The sequence below is a fragment of the Pseudoteredinibacter isoporae genome (assembly GCF_011602085.1).
Lineage (GTDB): Bacteria > Pseudomonadota > Gammaproteobacteria > Pseudomonadales > Cellvibrionaceae > Pseudoteredinibacter > Pseudoteredinibacter isoporae.
Window position 1 is genome coordinate 1,207,022 of record NZ_JAAONY010000002.1, and the last position, 26,161, is coordinate 1,233,182.

Consider the following 26,161-nt stretch of genomic DNA (forward strand, 5'->3'; position numbering starts at 1 on the left):
GATGATTTAACCTGCTATAAACAGCGCTTCTTTGTTCGCGCCATGCTTATCAGCATTAAATTCTTCTACCATTGGAAAATCATGGGCTGGATTGGCAACATGACGAACGTACTGCAGTGTCGTATACACGCCAATCACACCAATTGTTTCCAGCAGGGCTTTATCGCTAAAGCCTGCAGCCCTAGCCTCATACAGGATTTTATCGCTAACAAGGCCGCGATTTCTGACGACTTCATTAGTGAAATTCAATAGAGACTGAGCCTTGCTATCCGATGTCTTTCCTTCCAACGCCAGCAAAAGTTCCTGCTTGGACAAGCCAACACTTTGCCCAACCTTCATATGTGCATTGACGCAGTAATCACATTTGTTAAGCGCTGAAGTTAACATTGCGACTTGCTCAATTAATCGAGCGTCCAACTCAGTTGAGGATGCTACCTCTCTATTTAGTGCCAGTATCCCTTTGAGGATACCAGGTGCATTACCGAGAACCTTGAAAAGGTTAATCACCGATCCAAATTGAGCCTGCGCTTCGGCAAACGCGTCTTGAGTTTCTTCATTCGCTGTCGAAGGGTCTACATGCTTAAAACTAATCATTTCTTTCTCCAGAAGAATTTCCTGAAGCTTTTCTAAAACGAAATGTTTCGCAGCAAATTAGAGAATTAGCAACAGGGTAAAATTCGCGGGTGTAAGTCTAGCTAGGAAAATATTTATCCAAGGAAATTGGGCTGGCCGCTTGAAGCCATCACTCCACCATCAACGGGTAGAATTGCTCCGGTAATAAAGCTGGCATCTTCACTTAAAAGAAAGGCGATAGACGCGGCGACCTCCTCAGGTTTTGCGGGTCGGCCTAGGGGTATCCGGTTTTTCACCATGGCCATCATCTCTTCACTTTCGGTGACAAATGTCGCCATATCTGTATCCGTAATAGTGGGTGCAACAGCGTTAATGCGGACACCTTGCCCTCCTAATTCGAGTGCCAGAGAATGCGTAAAGTTAGTTACCGCGCCCTTAGTTGCACAATAGGGGCTAAAATTCCAGTCTCCACGAACACCGGACACAGAAGATACGTTAACGATAGAGCCACCCACTTCCTTCAAATGCCCAACAGCCAGATTAATAGTGTTGAAGACGCCATCTACATTAATCTCCATCACCTTTTTCCAATCTTCGAACGTTACTTCTCCAATTGGGCCGCCAGCAACAACAGCGGCGTTGTTTACAAGGCCATCTAAACGGCCAAATTTGGCCATGTGGGCATCGATAAGATCCTGAACGTTTTCACGATTACTAACATCACCTGGTACGGCAAGAGTGAATTCTTCATGACCAATATCGGCCAATACTTCCTCGAGTTTTCCTTGTCTGCGACCTGAAATGGTGACAGACCAACCTCTTTTAACCAGTAACTTAGCCGTGGCAGCCCCCATACCTGAGCCACCACCTGTAATAATCGCTGCTTTTCTATTGTTTGACATAGTTTTCTCCTAATCGCAGCGGCTCGCGACCGCAACGTACAATTGGTATTCATTGACACACAAGTTCATTTCTATAAGTGCAAATAGGAGCCCTATAAATAAACTGTGTTGTTCTTGTTAATACCACATATAATAATATGTAGAATTGCTCGAAAATAGTACGCACCTTTTGGTAACCAGAAGTTATCAACAGTGGCTACTCTAAGCTGATTAGAACGGATGTAAGCAATGCTTGAACTACCTTCAGATAGACAATTGATTTCCGCGAACGTATTTGTTGAAAATTGCCCTGCACGTCACCTGCTTAATAAAATTTCAGGAAAATGGAGTCTATTGGTGATCGATGCCCTAAGCCGAAACAGTATGAGAAATGGTGAGCTGTTACGACATATAGAAGGGATTTCACAAAAAGTACTAACAAAAACTCTAAGAGATTTAGAAGATATGAAACTGATAGCTCGCCATGATCAGCAAACAAATCCACCTCGCGTAGATTATGAACTTACGGAACTTGGTAATTCCTTGCGTGAAATAGTATGTTCTCTAGATCGCTGGATCGAAGAAAATATGTTAGATATTGTGACTAATAATCCAGCACTTAAAGTTACCTACACCTAGACTTTAGGCTGACACCTACACAACTGAGATGGTTCAAAAGAGTCTAGTATTTACCACTAGGCGATAGAGCCTTTCCTGTTCCCAACACTGTCGCCGCAATAATTAGTACACTTGCAACCCAAAGCTCAGCAAACAGATCAAACGCCTTCCAGTCGACATCTACACATTATACGTAAAAGTGAGCTCCGCCCTAAAAATCGAAGCGCGGACTACTCCGATTTTTCACGACACATCCAACACTCGTTTTGGGGCTGTTTCAAATACCCCAGGGCTAACGCTCCCAAGGTGACTGTACCGTCGTTTTCGGTTGCATAACACTTCGATGTCATCGAATATGACTTGCTTCGTTAAATCACGGGTTTTGTAGATCCGTTTTCTAATGCGTTCTTTTTTCAAACGGCTAAGGAACAATTCTGCTACCGCGTTATTCCAGCAATTTCTACGACAACCCATACTATCTTCCAAGTCATGAAATCTAACAAAGTTTCCAATCAAAGCTAATGTACTAACTACCTTTACTATGCTCTACACGGCACTTAAAAACTGATTATTCAATGAAGAAGAACCCTTGCATTTCAATTAAAAGTTTAAACTGGAGTTACGCCTTTTTTAAATAAAATATTCCCGTATTTACGCGTATCCCCTGTCATCACCACCGCAAAGGCCTTTTTCGCTCGCTCATAGAACTCAAAACGCTCGGCAAACATAATGGCAGGGTTCAATTCACTGTGTTTTTCCAGTGATTGTTTATAGCTGGCTTCTACAGACGGATCACAGCTATCGCCAGGAACAACCGACATCATGAGCACCGGGTCACTGACATAACTGTCGAGCTCCAGCAAAGGTAGTACAGCATCCAATAACTCTGCGATTTGCAAACCATCTGCGCGAATAACCGTATCGTTAGTACTTTCACCGGGAAAGTGAGCATCCGCAAAAACAATTTCGTCACCATGTCCCATTCTGTAGAGCGTCGACAGTAGTTCAGGGCTAAGAAGTGGTGATATACCTTTTAACATGCTTACCTCTTCAAATAATGCAATTGTGGCTAATCACTTTAGTGACTAATTAGGTGTGAATTTAATGATGAAACCGCCAGCATTCACGTACGGAACGCTTAATTTTTCTGAGCGGTTAAAACTCGATTTTTCTTTATGGAATACAGCGAATCGGTTTTTATCTGTCCAAATATCCAACTGGTATGATCCCTCTGACAAAAACGTAAATTGCCCGGATGAGAAAGAGTAGCGCTTTGCATGAGCTGACTCTGCTTGGTAATCACCATCAATTGCAAACAAATACCACTGAGCCCCCGTTCTTTTGGCGATCATTACCATGCCGCCAATTTGACTGGCCGGCAACACCCGGCTTTCATCCCAAACTACAGGTAGATCTCTTAGGTATTGCAGAACCGCAGGGCTTTCCGCCTTGAGCACCTCAATATTTTCAGGGCTGAACGAAAAATTTTGAACTCTGGATTCCAACAAACCTGCCAGTGCCAGCTGATGAGCCGCTGTACTGTGCGAGCTTGCCAGCTTGGTAGGATTAAAACGTACCGGTGTGTAGTCGCCATCACCCAATAAATAACGTGTGAACGGCAGGATACTGTTGTGATGTGCATTAATCCAAGCGCGGCGGTGTTCGTATTCCTGCCCCCGTACAGCTTCACGGGTCATTTCATTCGGAAAGGTAATTGCCAGACCAGTGGGCTTACTGGCGCCATGGAAATTAACCATCAACTTAGCCTCTGCGGCATCGCCTAGTATTGCCTGATATGCACGCACCGCCGCATAAGACTCCGCATCACCGTATTGGGTATCGAAAAAATCCACCTTGATGCCAACAATGCCCAATGCGTGCAGACGAGAGAAAAATATTTTCCTGGCCTTGGTCTCAGCGACATCTTTAACATCTATCCATACCCATAAACCAACACCTTTACTCCGAGCGTATTGGCTCAGCCGTTGCAAGCTTGCGAACTTGTCATTGTTCGTATCCGCCTCTGCAAAGAAACGTGCCCAGCCATCGTCAATCAAACTGTAGGCAAAGCCCATCTCGGCGGCTGCATCAATATACTGTCGCTGACGTTCCGGCTTTGCACCGTATTTTCCTTCCGGCAGCCAGTGCCATAGGGCCACACCAGGTTTTATAAAATCATGCTTATTAAACAAGTTCCTGTCGGGAGCATCGCTGAGGCGCTTGATCATATTCGCCTGAAGCAAGGCATTCAGTCCTTTGCCAATACTGACATATCGCCAGGCACTGTGGTGCTTTCTTGTTCCTGGCCACGATGTATCGTAAAAATCGGCGCACAAAGCATTGCCTTGCTGGGCTTTTCTCAGGCGCAAACCGCTGTCGTTACGTAAATTAGCTTCAGAGATCGAAGCGTAGTAGCCCTGCCCCAACTCAGCCGTTATGGGCAAACGTAGAATTTGGCCAGACTTAATCGACGTGAGAAGTGAAGACTTATACTGCCCTTCATGAGAAGAAGAACGCACATCATCTTGATGCCATAAGCGAGCCTGGGCAGGGAACTCAAAACTGCTGTCGTCCCCCAAAAGGGAATACGGCACATCAAGTTCAGGTTCATAGCGAAAGGCCAATCCAATATTGAACATTCTCAGAGTCAGCCCCAGCTCATACGACTTGTTACCATGTTCGCTGAGCACTTTAAAGCGATACTCCCGACAAGAAGGGTCTCCGCTACTGGCAGCACACTCAAGCACCTCTGACTCAGAGGTAACAGACTGTATGCTCTCTGCCAGATTAATGGTCGCTTGTCCTGGAATTTGAACCCGATACCCCAACAAGGAATCCTTTAAGACTTGCGTATCGTTCATCGATACCGAATACAGCAGTTGCCCACCCTGTTGTTTCAAAACAAAGGCAAGCTCTCCGTTTTCCGACAAAATGGTTTTACTACCGTGAGCGTCAGCCCAGCTGACACTCACCACGGCGGAACCAATAAGACCTAGCAACACGGATGTGGCGCGAAACCAAAAAGACTTGATCATCGCTGACATAAGTCCTCCTACCTAATCGGCTTAAAACGTAACACCAGGCCACCGTGACTGAAAAACGTCGCCTCCAGCTTTTGCCCTGGTATAAATTTCGGGTACTCAGTATGGGCAACATCTACGCTGTTTTTATCTGACCACACATCAAGCTGATAACCATTGGCCGTCAAAAAATCCAGGCTTTCCGGAGTAAAATCAATCGCATTGACACTTTGCTCGATATTCGCACGACCATCGATCACAAACACATACCAGTCGCTCCCACGTCGCTTGGCCACCTTCAACATGCCAGCGACTTCAGAACCCGCCAACACTTTGACCTCGTCCCAAACAACCGGGAGTTCACGCAGGTAATCGATAAGAGATGGCTGACTGCTCTGCAAACGATAGATGTCTTCAGGGCTGAAGGAAAAGTTTTGTACTCGCGATTCCAACAAACCTGCCAATGCCAACTGGTGGCTCGCGGTATTCCCCGACGCTCCCAATTTGGTGGCATTAAAACGAATGGGTGTAAAGTCGCCTGAACCCAATAAATAACGACTAAACACCAATAAACTGTTGTGCTGTGGATTCAAAGCTTCGCGAATATATTCAAACTCCTGCCCGCGAACACCTTCGCGAGTCATTTCATTGGGAAAGGTGTACGCCATTCCAGTGGGTTTGCTGGCCCCGTGGAAATTCACCATCAACTGAAATTCAGCGGCGTCTTTCAATACGGATTGATAGGACAAAATCGCCGCATAAGATTCCGCATCGCCATATTGCTTATCAAAGAAGTCGACTTTAATGCCCGCAATGCCCAGCTTTTGCAATTTGGAAAAAATTATTCTTCGATTAATCGGGTCTCCCAATTCCTCTACTGGATACCATATCCAGAGCCCAATACGTTTACCCTCAGCGTAATGACTTAAGTCTGCAATAACGGAATATGGGTCTTTATTACTCGCCAGATCCGGATATCGCTCTTGCCAACCTGCATCAATCAAGGAGTATTGAAAACCCAGCTCGGCGGCAATATCAATGTATTCTTTTTGTCGTTTGGGCAGAACCCCGAAAGGGCCTTCCGGCAACCAATGCCATACCGATTTGCCCACCTTGATAAAATCGCGATCCGCAAATATAGAAGAATCAGGCTTATCGGCCAAACGTTCAACCATATTGGCTGTCAATAAGCCGGTTAAACTTTTGCTGATCACGACATAACGCCAAGCACTGTGATGCTGTGCGAATGCCGGCCACGAGGCATCGTAAAAATTCGATTGGAAGCGCCCTGCCTTGATTTTCTGTAAACGCAGACCACTGTCGTGTAACAAATTGGCTTCGGATATCGAAAGATACAATCCATTTTTCAACTTGGCACCAACAGGGAGTCGAATCGCTTGATCGGAACTGACCTGTGACAAAGGATATTGAGCGTATTGGCCCTCATGACTGGCAATCGCATCATCGGACTGAAACCAGAGCTGGCTGGCCGAATTCAAATTAAATTCGGTAAGCTCACCCGCAATCGATTGCTGACCTTCCAATTGAGAAATATAACGGAACGCAAAACCGTCGTTATACAAACGAAACTGCATTTTCAGATCGTTCAAAGAGGGTTTTCGAGCCTTCACGCGAATATCATATTGTCGACAAAGCAGCTCAACCGAGCCGCAATCGCTCTGACGCTCAATGCTGATTTTATCGACCGAATCCCCCTGATTAATGAGCGCATCGTTCGCCTCAACGGTGTAACCGAGACGCGCCGCAGGAAGCAGTTGTTGCCCATTGGCGTTTACTCGATACTGAAGCTGCGTATTCTTGGTGAATAACTCCAGCGTGGTATCACCGTCAACGCTGTGCAGTTCTAATGTATTTGCGAATGCCGGCGACCCATAGGTCGATAGCCCCAACGCTGACAGGCACAACGCTGTCGCCCTTAACAGGGTTTTCATTTGTCTCACGATAACTCCAACATTATGTAAAAGCGTTATTTATCGTGTTCACGTATGGAACAAGCTTCTTGGCTTTTATCTGATAAATACGCTTATTATTTTTAGTGTAAAAAAACCCGGGATGAATAAACCCGGGTTTGAATGTGTTTACAGTTTTACCGGAACTCCTGTCTGATAGGATTGCAAGGCAGCATCTGCCAATACCAATGCCATTCGCCCATCATTGCCACCAACACTGGGGGTAACACCGGCAACAATCGCATCGACAAACTCATCGAGTTCCCGTTGATAAGCATCCATATAACGCTCAAGGAAAAAATGAGGCGGATTGTCTTTACGCACTCCCGCCTCTGTAAATAATTCCACTGTGTTACTCGCCGCGTTTTCAGCCCGCATCATGCCAGCCGATCCGAATACTTCGATACGCTGATCATAACCATAGGCAGCGCGGCGACTGTTACTGATCTGACACATACGCCCTGATGGCGTTTTTAAAATAACCATGGCTGTATCGACATCACCCGCCTGTTCAATCTCCGGGTTTACCAGACAACTGGCCGTCGCAAATACCTCACTGGGCTCTTCACCGAGCAACCAGCGAGCCATGTCCAAATCATGGATCATCATGTCTCGGAACAAGCCACCGGAAACCTTGATGTAATCCACCGGCGGTGGCGAAGGATCACGACTGGTAATAGACACCATTTCCAGATTTCCAATTTTCTGTTCGGCAACCGCTTGCTGCAAAGCCCGGAAATTAATGTCAAAACGGCGGTTAAACCCCAAAGACAAGGCAACACCCGTTTCTTCAACAACAGCCAGACACGCTTCGACTTGCTGAATATCCAGATCAATAGGCTTTTCACAAAAAATGGCCTTGCCAGCTTTCGCGGATGCCTCAATAAGCTGCGCATGGGTATCGGTCGAACTCGCAATAATGACAGCATCCAAACTACTGTCGGCAAGCGCCTCCTCAATGGAAACCACTTGTGCCGAAAACTTGTCCGCCAGCTTTTGTGCGGCTTCAGGAAACACATCCGAGACATAGCGCAACTCAACATCATCACGACGAGCAACATTAGCACCGTGCAACGATCCGATGCGGCCTGCCCCAAATAAAGCAATGGAAATCATAGTAAAACCTTCTTAAGAACCACTGGCCCAGCCATACTGGGTTAAATACCCAATATATACCACTCTCAACATCAAGTGAATATATTTTCTATTTTCACATTAAAACAATAAAAATATTCCAATACTGCTTAATGAGCTGAACCAAACCGTCATAAGCCCTTTTAACTTCATAATATGAAAATGCCAAATTTCTATATTTTAGAGTAAAATATCCAATTTTCAGGGTTCTGAGCGGAGCCGGGTTTCAAGCTTCCCTCAGTCGATCATATAAAAACAGCCAATGTATGGAGAGGCTATGTTAGAGAGCGCACCGCAGGAATACGAAGAGCTGATTGAAGCTATATCCAACAATCACGCTAATTTGAGCAAGCGACTCAAGCAGATCGCCAGCTTTGCTCTCGAACACCCCACCACTATGGGTATTGAAACGATTGCCAATATTGCCCAAAGCGCTGAAGTGCAGCCCTCCGCCCTCATTCGCTTCGCTAAAAACTTTGGTTTTTCTGGCTTCAGCGATATGCAACGGATCTTTCAACGCTATGTCACCGAACAGTCGGAAAGCTATAAAGAGCGCGTTGCCCGGGAGCTGGCGGAAAACAACCAGGATGAACCCGATTCACTGCAAGCGCTGTTTCAACAATTCTGCGATGCCAATGTCGTCTCGCTGGAACACTTGAAAAAAGGCATCGACGTTAAAGATATCGAAAAAGCCGTGCGCATCCTGCAAAAAGCAGAGCAAATTTATATTGTTGGCCAGCGTCGTTCACTGCCTATTGCCAGCTATCTGACCTACACATTGAGCCGAGCCGACTGCCGAGTACATCTGATCGATGGCAGCGGCGGACTTCTGCGAGAACAGGCCAGAGCCATGAGCAAAAAGGACGCGCTCATTGCGATTACCTTCCACCCTTATTCCGCCGATACCAGCCAGGTAGTTGATATCGCTGTGGAGAAATCCATACCCTACGTAGCAATTTCCGACAGCAGCGTTAGCCCGATAGTCGATCAAGCCAGCGTCTCATTCAATGTTCATGAAGCCGAGGTTCACAATTTCCGCTCACTGTCCGCGACAATGCTGCTCGCCCAAACCCTGGCCACAGGCCTGGTGTTCGACGATAAAAAGCAGAACAAAAAGCGTCGCTCATAAACGCGAAAAGCCGAGCAAGCCCCCAGCTATCCAACCGTTTAAACGAGCCCAAGAGAATACCATATTTGAAAATGAATTTTAAATATGGTATTTTATATTCACTGAGCTTCTTTCGGCCAATTGAGACGGATATCCCAGTTAATACGTCGCTTGGACTCCTGCAAAGGCGTCTGGGTTTCAGGATCCACCTCAGCCAGCACATTTTTGACGGGCTTTAGTACGGCGTCACGCCCATAGATATAGCTCTGTTCTCGCACTACTTTCAGGTAGGCCTTGTTCAATGCCATAGCTCTTGTCGCACTAGGCGTAATGAGCTGGTATACATCCATACCTTTCAGTCGTTTTTTGTCCAATTGGCCTTCTGATGTAAACCAGCTAGCCAGCATCTCCTGATTTTCGCGAAACTCATCACCGCCATTGACCCACTCAAGATACTGAGCAATTTCGCCATCTTGCTGTCCCAGTGCGGGCGCATCGGGCATACCTCGCAGATCAAGGTAGCGCCAACCTTTTACGCCATCCTGCTTACGGGCAAATGAAAAAGTCTGGTCAATGGTAGCGCCGACTGTGCTATGACAACCCATGCAAAACAGATTTTCTTCATAGCTCTGCTGACGCAATTCCCCGGCGCTGTCCTCAATCCAGGCAATTAAGGACCAACCATAGTTATTGCTAAAGCCATTTGCCTTGGTATAAGGATAATACGGTAACTCTCCGCCATCTTTTTCGACAGACTCAGCGATGTAACGCGCCTTAAGTTGACCCGCACTAAGTTGACGGTGCTTTTTCATATAGCGCAGTTCTTTCATTCTCGGCGGCGTGACAATTTCCCCATCTCCGCTCAGGCCGATGTAACGCACAGAATGCAAAAACTCAGTACCCAGGGGATACTGTAAAATGGCTGTTGCTTTATCAGCCGCATCACCAAAAAAGGAGCTTCGCCATGCAAGCTTAGTCACTACGCCCCTCAACTCCCCGTCACCATCGATATCCGCTCTTAACTGGGTTTCATCACTTGGAGGGATATCCAGGAATTGCTTTTGCTTAATCGACATTTCCACAAGGGATAAATTCAGGAAATAGATATCGCGGTTAAATACACCATTGAGGTTTTGAAAATGAACAGGCAAGCGAATCAAGACATCATCCGTGTTGCCATTGGTGGGCCAAAAAGTGCTTGGCAGCGGTTTGTAGTTAAAAGCCACCCATGCACTGCCATCTTTTGCCAGGCCATCGCTATCAAACGCTTGCTCAGGGTAGGCAAAGTTTTTTAAATCCGGAATGTAGCCCTCAAAACCTTCCGCTTTCAGCCTGCCCGCCAAGCTGGAGTAATTATCCTGCGCAATGTAATCCATAATGGCCTTATCGCTGATCGCTGCGATAAATGCCTGATTGTCCTCAAACAAGTTACGCCAGTGGTTCTTAACGCCGACATCAGAAAACTCATAGCTGCCCTGCAAACTGCCATCGTTCATAACATTGAAGCGAGCCGTCTGGCCCTTAAAAAATTCATGGCTTTGGTGGCAGGTGTAGCAAGGATTGAACTGACCCTGGGTATCGGTGTAACACTGAGGGGGAATGACCGCCTCAGGGTTCTGCAAACGATCAGCCCGCTGTACGACTTGTTGCTCAGCGGGAATTAGGGGCAAGCCCTTAGCATCCATTTGGTACAGAGGTTTTGAGGAGCCCGCCGTAACACTGCTTATCACCAATCCAAGCCCTGCTATTCCGAGCACTCCAAGCCCTAGCCTGGCGCCCCAAAACAAGGTTAAAGGAATCAATTTTCGAGCATTCATATTATTGATTCCCAGCCAGTTTTTTTGGGGTATAAACCCAAATCATGTTGTTGATATGAGAACGGGTATCTTCACCCACCAACAATCTGCCATCGCGCAACTCCAGGATATTGTCGGGCTGGGCGACGGAATCCAATGAGCATCGATTCATGCTTTTACTGTCGTACGGCCCTCCAATAATTTCCGGCTCCATGCGATTTACATTGAACTGTAAATCCATGTCCATGCGGTAGACTACTCCGCAGACATTTTCGGTGAGCTGCATATCACCTTCTTCATCTGCAACGGTATCGCGCATATATGAGGCCGCTAAATACATGGAACTTGGTAGACCCTTTTCATGCGCCTGCACAAGACGCTCATAATTTGCGGTAAGCCCTTCCACCCCATCAAGCTCGACAGTGGCGCCAAGAGCAACCGCAACCGCGCGGGTTTCAACAAACGCTAAAGCCGGATTGTCGGCTTTACCCTCGCGACGGTATTGATCCGCATAGGCATCGATTTCAGTCTGGCGTATGTAACTGTTTGAGTCATCACCATAGGCTTTTAAACCGACATTATCGTATTGCGCAATCAAGGCCTCAACCTGTTGATCGTTTGCCCTGCCAAGCTCCACCCAACTCACATCGAAACCAGTATAAGAGGTATGGGCCTTATCCCGACCATGATCCTGTTTCAATTTAATCGCATAAAGCGTTCCTGAACTTAAATCTTCAGCTTCATCAGCAACAAATTTGAAAAAGCCACTGGGGCGGTCATCACTGGTAAGGTAAACCGTTTTTAGATCGGGCATGACCAGGGCCACTTCATGGGTATAGCGCCCCATCGCGTAACGCTTAACGGGTTTCGGTTTATCGGCCAAAGGCTGCTCAATTTCAATGGCATAACCATAGCGATAAGGATTGGGCCAAATATCAATCGCTTCTGCCAGACGCTCCGCGTAATCGGCAATAGCTTCTTCGCCACTGCCTGTTAATTCGACCTTATTGAGTTGCGGATTCAGGAATGCTACGCCACCATAGGCGCGGGCAAAGGTTTTACTGCGCGGGTCCGGATTATTCCAATTAACAACATCATCATCGTTAAAGAACTCCTCATTCGCCAAAGGTGTTCCCCAGGGACTCAAACTTCCGGAACACAAATGCCAGGCACCCATCAAAGAGCGAGTATTAAAATCAACCAGGCTGACATCATTGTTGTGAACTTGCCAATGGCCTTCTTTTTTGTGGAGGGCCATTCGACTCATCGTGCTCGGACGCGACTCCCAGGCAGTATACAAATAACCACGACTACCCTCTTCATTACTGGGAACAAAAACATTCAGATCTGGCATGTCGGTGCTGAGCGCCTCACCAAAATACTGGGAAACACTCGGTTGCGGATTATTAATCAGGCTCTTGGCGATGCTTTTTTCGTCCAGACCTTGCTGCTGATCAAAGCTCGGAATCACACCCAGACCAAATGGAATTTTTCCTGAAAAGGTATCTCGCTCCTTAGCCAAAGTATTGTACTGCCCCAGTGCTAAGCGAACGCGGGATTTATCAAGGTCACTGACAGGTACTGATAAGGAAGTGAAATCAAAAGGAATTTGATTTGCAGTAACCCCCTCGATAACACCGATGCGCGCTAAGCCGATGCCATCCGGCAAGCTGTTATTGTCTGGATTGTCACTATGGTGCTCGTAGGGGTGCTGAACATTAAAAAATATATCGCCTTGCTGAGTTTCCACAAAGCCTGCCACCTCAGCTCCCATTGGCAGTGTCGCCAAGCGTCGAAGCTCGCCATGTTTTGCGCCATAGGTAATTTTCAGATTTTGCTGAGGCTCTGTGGATTTCTCAGAGCAAGCCAGCAGCAGACAAGTGCTGATTGCCAAAGTGAGCGTTGAAAGTGGCTTTTCAAAAAGGGCATTAACCGTAACTTCACCTAACATCAACCGTTTTCTCCAATAAAGATCAAGACTCACTAATGACGGCAGATGCCTTCTGCAAACCGATCAACATCACAGCCGATATTCATCAAAATCCAGCATCCAATCAGTGCATCGAATCAGTGCATCGAACAGGCACTTATCATCACACAGCCATTTTACATATGCAACGTTTGGTTTATTTTATATAAAAGTGTAATATTTATTCCATGTGAAATTATCGGTATTAAACATGAATCACTTTTCAGCTCCACACGTATTAAAAGCGCTTCTAACAGCCTTGAGCGTCTCCACACTCATTGCCAGCCCGGCTCAAGGCGAAACTCTCAATACGCTGCCTTTTGATCAGGTTTATCACATGATGCCGCACAATTCCTATGAGTACCGGCTCGGTGAAAATTCCAGTCCTGGTCTGGGTTTACTCTTAGACAAAGGCTATCGCAGTCTGGAAATCGACCTCTTTAATCGCCCTGGCAGCAACAATGACTTTGTGAGTCATGAAGGACCCGGCAGTCGCAATAGCTGCAAAGCCAACTCTCAAAACGGCTCACTGAATGACTGCCTCCAAAACATTGCCCAGTGGCTAAGCGAAAATCCAATTCAGGAGCCCATCAGCTTATTCCTGGATTTAAAAGACATGCCCAGCTGGAATGTGGAAGAGTTTGTTTCGCTCGAAAAAAACCTGAAAGAACAACTGGCTGAAGCTGGATTAATTCAACCTCAGGACCTGCTTAACTGGACCCGGCAACACACCCAACAATCGTTTAATCTACGTCATAATATTGCCAATTCCGGTTGGCCCAATTCCCAGGACATGCTGAAACTCGGACAGATTATTGTTTTCTATACCGCGGGTAGCCCAGAGTTTTATCAGAGCATTATTGAATCGCAAACCTCAGAGCTTGCAGGTTTCCCCTGCCCTAATGTCAAAAGGGCTGCCGATTTCAGTGCGAAAGGCAAGTTCACAGGCATGAATACCGACAGTTCACATTGGGTGGTTTGTGGAAACGTTCAATGGGAAAACGATGCTCAAGCGAGGGCTTTTTTAAAAGCCGCGCGTGACAACCATCAAATTAATCACATCTGGGAAGTCGAAGCTGAACTGGATTTCGACCGCCTGACGGATCTGCAAAAAGCCCTTTCCTACGGTGCCCAATTTATTAACCGAAACGACTTTTCCCAGCCTGAAGATTTCAACGGTAAAGTGAAAAAACGTGGCAAACTGAATCGCTAGATGTCACTTTGGCCGATGCTTTCCCTGCGCTTTTCATTATGAACGCTAAATCACCCTTTTGCCCCTCGATCGGATTCTATCGAGGCTGGCCAAATGCGTCTCAAAATGCGGTAAGGCTTTGGCTTGAATCTTTTGCATCTCACTGAGCATATGAATGCTTCGCCCGCTATCCAGCTGTTGTAAATTGGCGGGCATTCGGCTGTGTTTCCAATTCATACCATACATAATAAAGTTATGACTGTTTTCCCAGAAGGTTGAGAGCGTATCGGAAAAATCGATGGACGATGGAATCTTTTCCCGCCACAACGCCAAGCGCTCCTGCAATTGGGAAGATGGTTTAACCTCATCTCGATAATGACGCCAAAAGGCACTGTCCGCTCGTTGGCTTAAGATATAATGCAACTCAATAAAATTATGCGTCTCGTCATAGAGGCTGCCCATCATACTGTTATAGCGATCTGAGAGAACCTTTGAACACGGGTCTGCCCCTAACAGTTCCGCCAGAAAACGAACGCCACTATCAATAAAAACAATACCTGTGGATTCCAGAGGCTCAATAAACCCCCCGGACAGGCCGATGGAAACACAGTTTTTGTGCCAGAATTTCTCAGCCCGGCCAATGCGCATTTTTAGAAATCTTGGCTCAATGTTCGGGCACTGTTTTCCTGAGTACTGTTTGCCTAAATACTGAAATAGAACCTCTTCAGCTCTAGCCTCATCACTGAATTCACTGGAATAGACGTATCCGCAACCTCGGCGACGATACAGATCAATATCCCATATCCAACCACTTTCCTGAGCAACAGCACTGGTGTAAGGCCTGGGATTATATTGCCCACTCCCCTCCTCCTGCGGCAGAGCCACTTGGGCCGCAACCGCTCGATCACAGAGAAGGCTGGAACGGTAATCAACATAGTCGGTATTCTTCAGGGCACGCATCAATACTTGAGCAAAGCCCGTGCAATCCACAAAAAAATCAGCGTCGTAACGTTCACCTTCACGGCTGATAATTGACTGAATTCGCCCATCATCTGCCAGCTCAATATGCTCAGCGTGGGCCACTATGTGCTTAACGCCACGAGCGGTACTTACCTGTCGAAGATAGCGCCCCATCAGTACGGCATCCAGATGATAAGAGTATGGCAACGGTGCCTCGTAATCCTTATTGCTCGATATTTTAGGTGAGTAAGCCGCCATTGCCGCTTTGTATTGAACCCCTACAGCTTCCGAGATCGAATGTTGATTCATTTCACGCTGATGAAGATTAACCCAGTGATGCAGCATATTGACCCCATCACCGATTTGTACTTTTTCGAAGGGGTGAAAATATTCATCGTCACCCCGATACCAATCTTTAAAATAGATACCGTGTTTTAAACTGGCATCGGTATTGAGCATAAATTCCGATTCATCAACACCCACGGCTTGCAGATAGCCTCGAATACTGTCAAAAGTCGACTCACCAACTCCGATAATATCAACATCGTCAGACTCAATTAAGGTGATATCCACCGCCCTCTGACCAGCTTGATTAAATTGCCGATCCAAATAACAAGCCGTCATCCAGCCTGCGGTACCACCACCCAGAATGGCAATTTTTTTGATTGACTCGCTGCTCATAAGCCGTCCCGCAATTCAGTCACTGTCTCGCAACATAGAAAGTTGCCATGAATAAAGCTGTAAACGCAAAAGAGCCCTATTGGAAAACCAATAGGGCTAAGCGTCTTACAGGAGAGTCTTCATTTAAAACTTGGCGCGCACACCTAAGGTGAAACGACGACCGTTGTGGTATGAGACAGAGGTAAAGTCATCAAAACCACCATCATAACTTCTGACCTCATCGTCGGTAAGGTTCACCGCATCGAAGGTCAAGCTGACATCTTCATTCACATCATAAGAAGCGCTTAGATCTAACTGACCGTAGGCATCGATGGTTCTGGAAGAAAACAGGAATTTACCGAACTCCAGAAACTCGCTGCGGTAATTATAAGACAAGCGTACGGATAAACCGTCGGCCTCATAATACCCGGTCAGGTTATAGGTATCTTCTGACAGGCCTTCAAACGCAAAGGACTGACCTGCGTTAGCTTGACCATTATTGAACTCGGTGCTGCTGTCAATATAGGTGTAGTTAGCCAACATTCCGAAGCCGCCCCAAAAACCTGGCAAGAAATCAAAGGCTTGTTGGTAGCCAATTTCGTAACCTTTAATCTTGGCACTCGCGGCATTTTCAGCAATGGTCAAAAACTCTACGGTTTGTCCGAGGAACTGCTGATTCTGCAAAGTGTTGTTAAACACAAAGCCGCCTACGTCCTTGTAGAAAACTGCACCAGACAGCAAGCCCGCGTCAGAGAAATAATACTCCAGTGACAAATCATAACCATCAGACTCAAACGGTTTGAGATCCGGGTTACCGACATTCACACTGACATTACCACCACCTGCAGAGATTTTCGCGCGTGGCGCCATCGCACTCAGATTTGGACGCGTCAGAGTACGAGCTGCACCAAAGCGTAAGGCCAACTCTTCGGTTAAATCCAGACGCAAATTCAAACTCGGCAGGGTATGACTGTAGTTGGTATCAACGGTTCGGAAATCGCCAACGGTCTCCACAGTACCGTTAGCACGGTCAGCCGTAAAGCTGGTTGGGCTCGCGCCGGTCGCCGTAATATCGGTAGTGATATATCGCACCCCCACATTCCCTGACAACGCCATATCGCCAAACTCCTGATCGAAGTTCAAACGTACATATGCTGCGCGGGTTTCTTCCGAGATATCAAAAAATTCATTTTGGCGTTGAACATAAGTTGCATTGGCGGCATCAAAGTGATCAAACACATTTTGCGCAACTGGCACCAGGAAGTTTCCAGCCGAACCATCGTTGCTGATGACCGAACCCGAACCACCAGACGTGGTCGTAAGGAAATCCGCCAGAGTTAAATCACCACTGTTCAGATAAATACCTGTGCCACCAGAGTGCGCATCATCAACCCTTTCATTATTACTGGTTTTATTACGCTCGGCCACTCGAACACCAAACTCCAGGCTGGTGACAAAATCCATATCCAATTGATAATCGGCATCCAATTTAAAAGCCAGCTCATCATCCTCAACTCGCAGTCGACGCAGATCCAAACTCTTAAAATGGTAAAGCGTCGGATCAGCCAGATTGGCAGAAGAAGTGTATACCGCTGGTGCTGAACCATTCGCAGTGTAAGAAACTGGCGCATACCCGATAAAGTTAGCGGCTTTCAGCTCAAAGTCTGATTCCGCTTTTGAATAGGATACATCACCGGAAATTGTCCATTGATCGCTTTCCCATGTTGCATTCGTACCCAAAGCCAGTGTATCTGTGGTAGTAAAGGTCAGCTCGGTTTTTGGCGCAACCTGAACACCACTGGTACCGGTATTACCACTGATTAACTTGCCGTTGGCATCAACAATCGAGTCGAACAGGCGAAAAGGTTTGCGATTACGTGCGGTAATTGGGTTACCGTTAACATCCACACCCAACGCCGGTTGAGGGTTCCCTTGCGGAGTTAAACCACCCGCAGTCCAACGCACAGCCTGTGCGTAGTCAACGCGCTCAGCATCAGTATTGGTGAACAAGCCGTCAACCACAATTTCCAATTCATCTGTCGGACGGAATTGCAAAGAGCCATTAATGCCATAACGCTCGGAGGAATCGGTTACATTGTTGTATACATCCTCAAAGGGATACCAACCTTCTGGGTTGCTGGTATTACTCACATTGCCAGTGTCGGGGTCAACTGTCGTCGGCTGACTCAGGTCGTGCACACCGCCTTGTTCCCAACCCCAGCCCCAGTAACGATCACTGGTAGTACTGCGTTTGGCATAGGTACCGTTTAACAGGACGCCAACCGTTTCATCCGCAAATTGATCGGCATACATTACAGAACCGGTAGGCTCCGTAGTTTCCGAACCCTCGTCGTAGGTGCCCTTAAGGCTTGCTGCTAATGTTGTATCATCAAAATCCAGCGGACGACGGGTTTTCACCTCTACCAAACCGCCAACGCCGCCTTCAACCAAATCCGCCGTTGGCGTTTTGTAAACTTCAAGGCCAGCAATCAATTCCGAGGGCAATACATTAAACGCAAATTCGCGACCCGATCCCTGAAACAGGTTGATCGAGCTGGGCGTGCCGGTAAAGCCTGATGTCAGCGTACGGCCATTAATGGTTACCGGGGAAAACGCAGGGCCCAGACCTCGAATGGAAATAAATTTACCTTCACCACTTTCGCGGGAAATAGACACACCGGAAATACGCTGCAGCGATTCTGCCACATTGGTATCGGGGAATTTGCCAATATCTTCGGCGTTGATCGCATCAACAATGCTGGATGCATCACGTTTGGTTTCCAGAGATCGCTTCAAGCTCTGGCGAATACCGGTAACAACAATTTCTTCCAGGGCACCATCGGCAGCGGCATCGGTTTGCGCATGCGAGACTGGAGCACCACCAAAGAAAGCGGCCATCACAGATATAATTTGAGCAAGCGGTTTTTTTCGCAACTCCATACTCTTATCCTTTATTGTGTCTTCAGATTCGACAAGATTGACTGTCAAAACCCCGTGTTGGTTTATCTGTCCAACAACTCGGGTGTTTTTCAGCAAAATATCAAGCGCCTGAAGCTTGGAATAAGAGCCTATAAGAGCATTGGCATCTACCTCTCGAATCCGCTCATTGGGAATCAACAGAGGCGTACCAGACTGCTGCGCAAATTGGCGTAAAGCCAGATTCGCTTTCATGATCGGGATATGAAATTCAAATGTCCGATCTTCAGCTTGGGCAAGCGGTATGCATACCACCAGCACAGCAGCGCCTATAGCAAATCGCAAACGCGAGTTATTTTGCTGTTTAAGCGCCGGGGGCTGGCTTATTGGGCCATGACCACAAGCTAATTGAGTGGCGCTCCCAGATAAGGACTTATGGGAGCGTAGAAAACCACCATCATTTTTAAAAAAAATATTCTTTTTTTTAAATTTTGGAATAATTAATTGTCTGAGACCGGCTAATAGCATGGTACGGAAAGCCCCAAGGTAGTACATTGCCCAGGGCCTTTGACCTCCTGCTTATTTGCGGGATAACTGGATGGACTGCTCATCAAGTCGCTCAACTTTGATATCAAAGGAGCCTTCCAGTGTGGCCAGCAGCATATCCAGGCGGCCGGATGGGAAATAGCCGTCGATACGCAGGTCCTTCATTTGGGGGTCAAGAATCTCGATCTCCACCGAGGTATACCGCCCAACCTCATTAATAACGTCCTCAAGTCGATCTTCCTCAAAGCTGAGCATGCCCTGCCGCCAGGACAGTTTTTTCTCAATACGAGGGGCTGGCAGATTTTCCAGGCTAACGTCGCTTTGGTTTACCACCATATGCTGACCTTCGATCAGGGAACCCAGATTTTTCCCTTGCTCCGGCGGTGGTCTGGAATCCGGGGCTTCAGCAATAGGCTGCTCAAAGGAAGTCATTGCAACCTTGCCTTCGGTAACCGTCACCTCAACTGAGTTGTCGGCCTTAAGCTGCACGGTAAATGCCGTACCCACGGCCCGTACAGCGACATCGGCGACATACACCACAAAGGGCTTGTCAGGGTCTGGCGCAACATCAAAATGAGCCTCACCCTCCAACAGATGAACCACTCGGCTTTTATGATCGAAATTCACATTAGTGCTGGTTTTGGTGTTCAAACTGATTCCCGACCCATCCGGTAGACTGACAGTTTCCAGCTCACCAATCTGAGTCGCATAATTGGATTGGTAGGTTTCCAGAGAATTGCTGTACTGAAAGCTCAGCAGAACCATAACGCCTAACAACAGACAGGCTGCCAGCCCGTAATACCAAGGCTGCGAACCTCGAACCGTTTCCGTCTCAATGGCCTCTGCAGCAATGTCGCTGTCCGCCAACTCCGGCATCACTGTATCCAGCACGTCCCATAATTCAGCGATACGCTTAAAGGCTTGCCTTTGCTGATCCCCTTCAGCAAGCCAGGCGCGGAACTGTTGATAATCCTCGGCGGCCATGGATTCCCCATCCAGGCGGATAACCCAGGCTCGGGCCTGCTCATCGATGCGGTCCTGTTCGGTAGCCGGATTTTGTAACGGGCTAATCTTGCTCATTTCTTTGCCATCATCCTTAGTTCCGCCAAAGGCTGATCGGCCTCCCTCGCCTGCTGTTTTTGCGTGACGTAAAGCTCGTACTTCTTAAGACCTTTAGTGAGGTGTTTTTCCACAGTGCTGACAGAAATTTTCAGTTTGGCCGCAATCTCTTTGTGCTTGTAACCATAGACTTTACGCAATACAAAAACTTTCTGGCACTGGGGAGGCAAGGCCTGCAAGACGTCCTCGTAAAATTCATTCAGTTCCTGTTGAACAGACGCATTGTGCTCCAGGCAAGAGTTATTATCGATGGGATCAAGAAACTCGTGATCCTCAAGAGAGCTGGTGATTTTATTGGATTTTTTAGAAATTTCAGTAAGTGCTAAATTACGCGCTACTTTATACAGGAACGGGCGTGGGAATTCGATATCCATGGTCTTTTCGGCCTTGATTGCCCGAAGGTAAGCATCCTGCATTACATCCTCAACATCTTCCTTGCGCGCTAAAAAGCGAACCAGAAAACGTTTCAGCTCAGACTCCATTGACAGGAATATCCCCGATATACGGGAGCCCTCGGCACTGTTTTGCTTTAATCGACTCATGAAAAGCTTCCAGGCGAGAATTGCATATTTGCAATTATTTTTTAAATTTGAATTTCAACTTGAGCCATTCTAATCAATCAAGGGCCCAGAGGAAAGCCGGACAGGCAACAAAATGCGGCAATTCATCGATTTCTACGGATACGGGATACTCTCTACCGGCACGGCAGCCAAACCTCAAAAAGGGGCCGAAGCCCCCTTTACATAAGCGATGCAGGCGATTAGAAACTTGCCCTCACACCTACGTTATAGCTGCGACCATAATCATTCAGCTCACGAATAAAGGCCTTATTGGTTTCATAGGCCGTTTCGACTTCATCGAGCATATTCACACCAGACACATACACCGAGAAACGCTCATTGATATCGTAAGACAGGCTGAAATCCAACGAGCCAAATGCACCTACGGTAAAGGCACGACCCGATGATGTGTTCAAGCTAAAGCCTCGATCGAACTCACTGCGCCAGGTATAACTGATGCGAGCCTGGATAGGGCCTTTCTCATAAAACGGTGAAATGTTATAGCTCAAATCCGACACACCCTGTAGGTTGGCAGTAACCTGACCAGTCGGTAAATCCAGCTCTGCACTGCTGTCAGTAACTGTGCCGGTGGCCGTTAAACCAAAGCCGTTTTCCCATTTGGTGGTATAGCCCAGCTCGATACCACTGACCGAAGCTTTACCCGCATTTATCGGACGCTGAATGGCGAAAGACGTTTGCACTCCGGATACGGTAAGCAACTCATCCTGTACAACCGAGGCTATAAATCCGTCAATGTCTTTGTAGAAGGCCGCAATCGTCAATGCACCGAAGTCATCAAAATACCATTCAAATGAGGCATCCAGATTCCAGGACAAATACGGATCCAAATTCGGATTACCAGCAATACCGACAAGTTCACCACCGTTACGCAAATCAACAATGGCCGCATCGATGGCCGCCTGCCCTTGCGCAGCGGCATCGGCCAAGTCACTCACTGCGGTACTGTTCGGTGTCAGCGTTGAACGCAAATCCGCAAGTGATGGGCGAGTCATTGAACGTGAAAGGCCTAAACGCATTTGCACATTGTCGGTGAATTTGAAGTTCGCATTGATGCTGGGCAAAACTTCACTGTAACTGCTGCTAAAGGTACGTGGTTGAATTGTCGTACCACCGCTGCCATCAGCAACACTTTCGTTACCTAAAACATCGGTATCCGTAGTCACATAGCGCAGGCCAAAGTTACCCTCGATCGGTACACCCGAGGCTTCCGCTTCAAAATCAAAACGCGCATATGTGGCCAGAATTTCTTCCTCAACACCATAGGAATTACGGCGATCGGAATTGGTCGGGTTGTTTAAGGCATTGTCGTTGGGATTCAAACCAAAACTGCCAGTAAACAGGCCAACGTTTCCACCCACCTGATGCAAGGCACCGCTGCCAAAAATATCGCCATAGGCATTTGGAATTGAGCGGTTATAAAAACTGCCGTCTACATCAGGGCCAACCAGAGTACGATCGCGACGCTGATAATCTCGGCTGCGCTCGGTCCATTGAATACCGGCTTTAACGCCTGTGATAACACCTTCAAACTGTCGCTCAATGTCCGCCAGGAAACTGTTGTCCTCATCATTGGATTCAATTGGGCGAATGCGATAACGGCGGAATGGAATGGCGTTAGGGTCGGCCAGATTCACACTGGTGCTGAACACCGGTAAACTTTGACTATTAACACCACCGCGCAGATCGTAGCTGTAATCCACAGAGTTACCATTTCCGTCAACGCCACCTACCGTGCGCGCTTCAATACGCTGTAAAGGTAAATCCAATTTACTATCGGCTTCAGAGAAACTGTAAAACGCCGAAACGTTCCAGTCATCATTGATTTGCCAATCACCTCCCAACTTCACAAACAAGTTTTCGTGGGTTTGAGCAGAGGCTTCGAGGTTGCGACTGACCCGACCTCCGACACGACTGTCTGCAACAACCAAACCATTTTCGATAATGGTTGAGCCCGCTAAGGAAGTACCACTGTCACCCTCGAAACGAATTCGATCTTCAAGGATTTCATTCTCGAACTTGGAATACAGGACATCCAAGCCCAATTCCAGTTGATCCGAAGGCTGCCACTTCATGGCACCGAAGGCACTGGTACGTTGGCGTTTTTCCTGCTCAAGTGTGGCTTGAAGATTACCCGCACGCTCCACTTCCTGACCATCAATGGTGAAAGTGCTGAAACCTTCCGTTTGAAAACGATCAAAACGCACTTCACGTTCGGAGCGCGACAGGCCACCGATAAACCCAAAGTTCTTGTCTTCATTGTTCCAGCCATAACTGATGGCCGCATTGGGGTTACTCTGCTCAGATTGCTCATCGTAGTTGGCAAATACGTTGATGGAGGTAAAGCCATCACCATCCAATGGATTTTGTGTAGCGACATCGATATTGGAACCAATACCGCCGTCAATCATATCGGCGGTAGGCGACTTGTAAACGCCCACACCGGAAATAAGATCTGCCGGCAGTATTCTGAATCGGAACTGGCGCCCGGATTGGCCAGAGTTACGAATATTTTCATTGTAGGCAATTGGCGCACCATTAAAAGTTACGGCCTGAAATGTCGGCCCCAAACCACGCACACTGACGAACTGACCTTCGCCGGCCTCACGGGTAATGGATACGCCGGGAATCCGCTGCACCGCTTCGGCAATATTCACCGCCGGGAATTTACCGATATCCTCAGCCTTAACAGAATCGACAATACCATCGGCCATGCGCTTTTGATCCAGAGCGCTGGCCAAGCTTCCTGCATAACTGGCCGTGACAACAATTTCTTCGATGGAATCATCACCATTACCGTTTTCTACAGCCATTGCCGTTTGGCCCCCGCCAAACATGGCTGTCAAAAAGGCAATCATGCCCGACAGTTTCTTCTTTTCAAATTTCATTGTGCTTTCCTCTGGTGCAGCTTTTTTGCTGGCAACAATCGTAAGGACGCGATTTTTGCTGAACACCGGCTCAAGGCCCGTATCACGGAGAAGAATGTCAATGCCTTGCTCTGTCGTATAAGCACCGACCAAACGATTCGCTTCGATATCCTTCACCCGATTTAAAGGGAATAGAACCTGCTGCTCTGCCTGCTGGGCAAATAAAGTTAATGCCAGCCTCGCCTCTTGTTTTTCAATATAGAATTGATGTTTTTGTTCAGGCTCTTGGCCTGCAGCAGTACTGGTCGCCGCATAAAACACGGACAGCAGCACAGCGGCAAACCGCAGCAATCTGCTAATCACGAACATAATCAACTCGATACAGCAAAGCGTCTGAGCAGGCCCGGATAAGAGCGGTAAGCACAAACGCTTCAGGCTTAGGACAGATGAGCATTGGAAATCTGCTATTTATATGAAAAGAATTTTTACATTTGAAAATAAAGCTATTCGGGTTTGAAATCATCCCCCTGTGATAGAACGATAACCTTGTCAGATACTCGGGTAACTTGCAGGCCAAAACTCACCTGCAAAACTTCGAGCATCGCCTCGGTTTCACCAGCCTTAAAGTACCCACCCATAGGCAATTCGGCCACAACAGGGTCCTGAATTACAATCCGGGTTTCAGTATAACGGGAAACTTCTGCAATCACCTGTTGCAAAGGCTCGCCTGAAAACGACAGCATTCCTTTGCGCCATGACAATCTTCGATCCACCTCAGGTTCCGGAACTTTATCCACCTCATGGATCACGGTATCAAAACTGACGCTTTGCCCCGCCGTCACTTTCCGGCTGAGAATCGGTTCGGATTTGGGCACAGCCGGCGCAGGCTCTTCTGGAATCGAAGCTCTCAGAGTTTCAACTTCCACCACACCATCGGTAACAATGACATCGACAGAGCCTTGATGATAATGAACATTAAACGCAGTACCGACTGCCGTCACTCGCCCCTGCCCGGCATGAACAATAAAGGGACGGTCTGGATCGTGAGCAACATCGAAATGCGCTTCACCTCGGTTGAGATAAATATTACGACGATGCTCGTCAAACTGAATATTAACGTTGGAATCGGTATTGAGCACCAGGCTGGAACCATCGGGCAAGGCCAAGGTTTCCTGTTCACCTACCAGTGTCGTGGCTACTTGGGCATGGCGAAATTGTTGGGCTTTCCAGTCCGGGTAAATAACGGCAATGGCAACGGCAAAAAATAAAACAAAAGAAAACGCCACAACGGAGCGCCAGGGGTAAACCCGAGTATCGTCAGGCTCGGTATCCACCATCGCCGAGTCGAGAGGAATCAATTCAGCGAGTTCAGACAGGGAATCCATCCCCCCCCAAACTTGAGCCAATTCTGCGAACGCGCGCTGATTCAAGGGGTCCTGAGACAGCCATTGTTTCAAGGCGTCCACTTCACTCGGAATCAGCTCATCATTATCGACGCGCACGATCCACTCTGCCGCTTGTTCCCGGGCATGATGAAGGCCATCAATGTGCGTAACCTTTGTCATTCTCTTTCCACTCATTACCTGATGCTCCCCAAGATGGACGAATCAGGCTGAGATTTTCTTTCCTTTCTTGGACGCCACATTAAATTCCACACCCCGCCGCTGCAACTCTTCCCGACATTGCAGCAGACCTTTGGCCAAGTGTTTATCTACTGTGCTGATACTAATATTCAAACGCTCTGCAATCTCGCTATTACTGAGGCCATAAACCTTCTTTAAAATAAATACCTTGCGGCATTTTGGCGGCAACTGCTTGGCGGCGAGGCAAAATTGCTGAAAACGATCTTCCTGCTCAAATTGGTCTTCGAGACTGATGCTCTTGAATAAGACCTCCAAGCTGTCGAAATCCTCTATTCCGTCGGTGAGTTTTTGTGCTGCCCGATCATGGTAGTTGAGCGCGAGGTTCTTGCTGACCTTGTACAAAAAGGCCTTGGGCGTATTAATGGTGTAACGCTTTTCAGCTTCCACCGCTTTGATATAGGTATCTTGCAAGATATCTTCAATATCGTGGGACGAGCTAAAGAACCGGCCCAGATAACTTTTTAACTGGCCAATATTCTCCAGAAAGGTCCGACTCAAGACCCCATCATGTGATCCAGAAGGCTTGGAAGATTTATCAGACATGGAAATTTACCACCTTCCCACGGCTCTTCCAGGCTGCACGCAACGGGGAGTGAGGCAAGAAGCAGGTT

At 47.5% G+C, this 26,161-nt stretch carries 18 protein-coding genes and 1 pseudogene; 3 read left to right on the plus strand and 16 right to left on the minus strand.

The window, feature by feature from the left end; genetic code table 11:
- Positions 1-6: 6 nt before the first annotated feature.
- Both G8768_RS13875 and budC read right to left on the minus strand, forming a co-directional pair.
- Positions 7-594 (minus strand): carboxymuconolactone decarboxylase family protein, encoded by a 588-nt coding sequence (locus G8768_RS13875; RefSeq protein ID WP_166845733.1) that lies wholly within the window; start codon positions 592-594, stop codon positions 7-9.
- A 113-nt stretch (positions 595-707) separates the two neighbouring features.
- Positions 708-1,475, minus strand: a complete 768-nt coding sequence (budC, locus tag G8768_RS13880) for a meso-2,3-butanediol dehydrogenase (protein WP_166845731.1) — start codon at positions 1,473-1,475, stop codon at positions 708-710.
- 228 nt (positions 1,476-1,703) lie between these two features.
- On the opposite strand from budC, the gene G8768_RS13885 reads away from it, so the two are divergent.
- A complete protein-coding gene (locus G8768_RS13885) occupies positions 1,704-2,093 on the plus strand; it encodes a winged helix-turn-helix transcriptional regulator (protein ID WP_166845729.1) in 390 nt (129 codons plus the stop codon).
- A 222-nt stretch (positions 2,094-2,315) separates the two neighbouring features.
- On the opposite strand, the pseudogene G8768_RS13890 reads toward G8768_RS13885, so the two are convergent.
- The 5 genes and pseudogenes from G8768_RS13890 to iolG all read right to left on the minus strand — a co-directional run.
- Positions 2,316-2,576, minus strand: a pseudogene (locus G8768_RS13890) (IS3 family transposase); the annotation flags it as partial.
- 104 nt (positions 2,577-2,680) lie between these two features.
- Positions 2,681-3,112 (minus strand): L-fucose mutarotase, encoded by a 432-nt coding sequence (gene fucU / locus G8768_RS13895; RefSeq protein ID WP_166845725.1) that lies wholly within the window; start codon positions 3,110-3,112, stop codon positions 2,681-2,683.
- Between the two features lie 45 nt (positions 3,113-3,157).
- Positions 3,158-5,116 carry a glycoside hydrolase family 97 N-terminal domain-containing protein gene (locus G8768_RS13900; protein WP_166845723.1) on the minus strand — a complete coding sequence of 653 codons (1,959 nt, stop codon included), beginning with the start codon at positions 5,114-5,116 and terminating at the stop codon, positions 3,158-3,160.
- 8 nt (positions 5,117-5,124) lie between these two features.
- Entirely contained in the window at positions 5,125-7,044 is a 1,920-nt protein-coding gene (locus G8768_RS13905; RefSeq protein ID WP_243749575.1) for a glycoside hydrolase family 97 N-terminal domain-containing protein, read from the minus strand.
- A 147-nt stretch (positions 7,045-7,191) separates the two neighbouring features.
- On the minus strand, positions 7,192-8,178 hold the full coding sequence (gene iolG / locus G8768_RS13910) for an inositol 2-dehydrogenase (RefSeq protein WP_166845719.1): 987 nt from the start codon (positions 8,176-8,178) through the stop codon (positions 7,192-7,194).
- Positions 8,179-8,473: 295 nt separating this feature from the next.
- Between iolG and G8768_RS13915 the strand changes: the two genes are divergently transcribed.
- A complete protein-coding gene (locus G8768_RS13915; RefSeq protein ID WP_166845717.1) occupies positions 8,474-9,325 on the plus strand; it encodes a MurR/RpiR family transcriptional regulator in 852 nt (283 codons plus the stop codon).
- A gap of 98 nt (positions 9,326-9,423) precedes the next feature.
- Here the strand turns inward: G8768_RS13915 and G8768_RS13920 are convergent, their stop codons facing one another.
- Both G8768_RS13920 and G8768_RS13925 read right to left on the minus strand, forming a co-directional pair.
- The gene (locus tag G8768_RS13920; RefSeq protein ID WP_166845715.1) at positions 9,424-11,121 is read right to left on the minus strand and encodes a hypothetical protein; all 1,698 of its coding nucleotides are present in this window, start codon (positions 11,119-11,121) and stop codon (positions 9,424-9,426) included.
- 1 nt (position 11,122) lies between these two features.
- On the minus strand, positions 11,123-13,051 hold the full coding sequence (locus G8768_RS13925) for an alkaline phosphatase PhoX (protein WP_166845713.1): 1,929 nt from the start codon (positions 13,049-13,051) through the stop codon (positions 11,123-11,125).
- A 229-nt stretch (positions 13,052-13,280) separates the two neighbouring features.
- Here G8768_RS13925 and G8768_RS13930 point away from each other — a divergent pair, with 229 nt between their 5' ends.
- Entirely contained in the window at positions 13,281-14,282 is a 1,002-nt protein-coding gene (locus tag G8768_RS13930; RefSeq protein ID WP_166845711.1) for a Ca2+-dependent phosphoinositide-specific phospholipase C, read from the plus strand.
- A gap of 45 nt (positions 14,283-14,327) precedes the next feature.
- Here G8768_RS13930 and G8768_RS13935 read toward each other — a convergent pair whose 3' ends face one another.
- The 7 genes from G8768_RS13935 to G8768_RS13965 all read right to left on the minus strand — a co-directional run bounded on the left by G8768_RS13935 (position 14,328) and on the right by G8768_RS13965 (position 26,093).
- Positions 14,328-15,902: a tryptophan halogenase family protein gene (locus G8768_RS13935; protein WP_166845708.1), complete on the minus strand. Its 1,575-nt coding sequence runs from the start codon at positions 15,900-15,902 to the stop codon at positions 14,328-14,330.
- Between the two features lie 123 nt (positions 15,903-16,025).
- Positions 16,026-18,821, minus strand: a complete 2,796-nt coding sequence (locus G8768_RS13940; RefSeq protein ID WP_166845706.1) for a TonB-dependent receptor — start codon at positions 18,819-18,821, stop codon at positions 16,026-16,028.
- Between the two features lie 555 nt (positions 18,822-19,376).
- Positions 19,377-20,423: a FecR family protein gene (locus tag G8768_RS13945; RefSeq protein ID WP_166845704.1), complete on the minus strand. Its 1,047-nt coding sequence runs from the start codon at positions 20,421-20,423 to the stop codon at positions 19,377-19,379.
- Positions 20,420-21,004: an RNA polymerase sigma factor gene (locus G8768_RS13950; protein WP_166845702.1), complete on the minus strand. Its 585-nt coding sequence runs from the start codon at positions 21,002-21,004 to the stop codon at positions 20,420-20,422. Before G8768_RS13950 ends, G8768_RS13945 begins: the two co-directional genes overlap by 4 nt.
- A 218-nt stretch (positions 21,005-21,222) precedes the next feature.
- Positions 21,223-24,276, minus strand: coding sequence for a TonB-dependent receptor (locus G8768_RS13955; RefSeq protein WP_166845700.1), 3,054 nt, complete (start codon positions 24,274-24,276; stop codon positions 21,223-21,225).
- Positions 24,277-24,410: 134 nt separating this feature from the next.
- Positions 24,411-25,472 (minus strand): FecR family protein, encoded by a 1,062-nt coding sequence (locus G8768_RS13960; RefSeq protein ID WP_166845698.1) that lies wholly within the window; start codon positions 25,470-25,472, stop codon positions 24,411-24,413.
- Between the two features lie 42 nt (positions 25,473-25,514).
- Positions 25,515-26,093: an RNA polymerase sigma factor gene (locus tag G8768_RS13965; protein ID WP_166845696.1), complete on the minus strand. Its 579-nt coding sequence runs from the start codon at positions 26,091-26,093 to the stop codon at positions 25,515-25,517.
- Between the last annotated feature and the right edge of the window lie 68 nt (positions 26,094-26,161).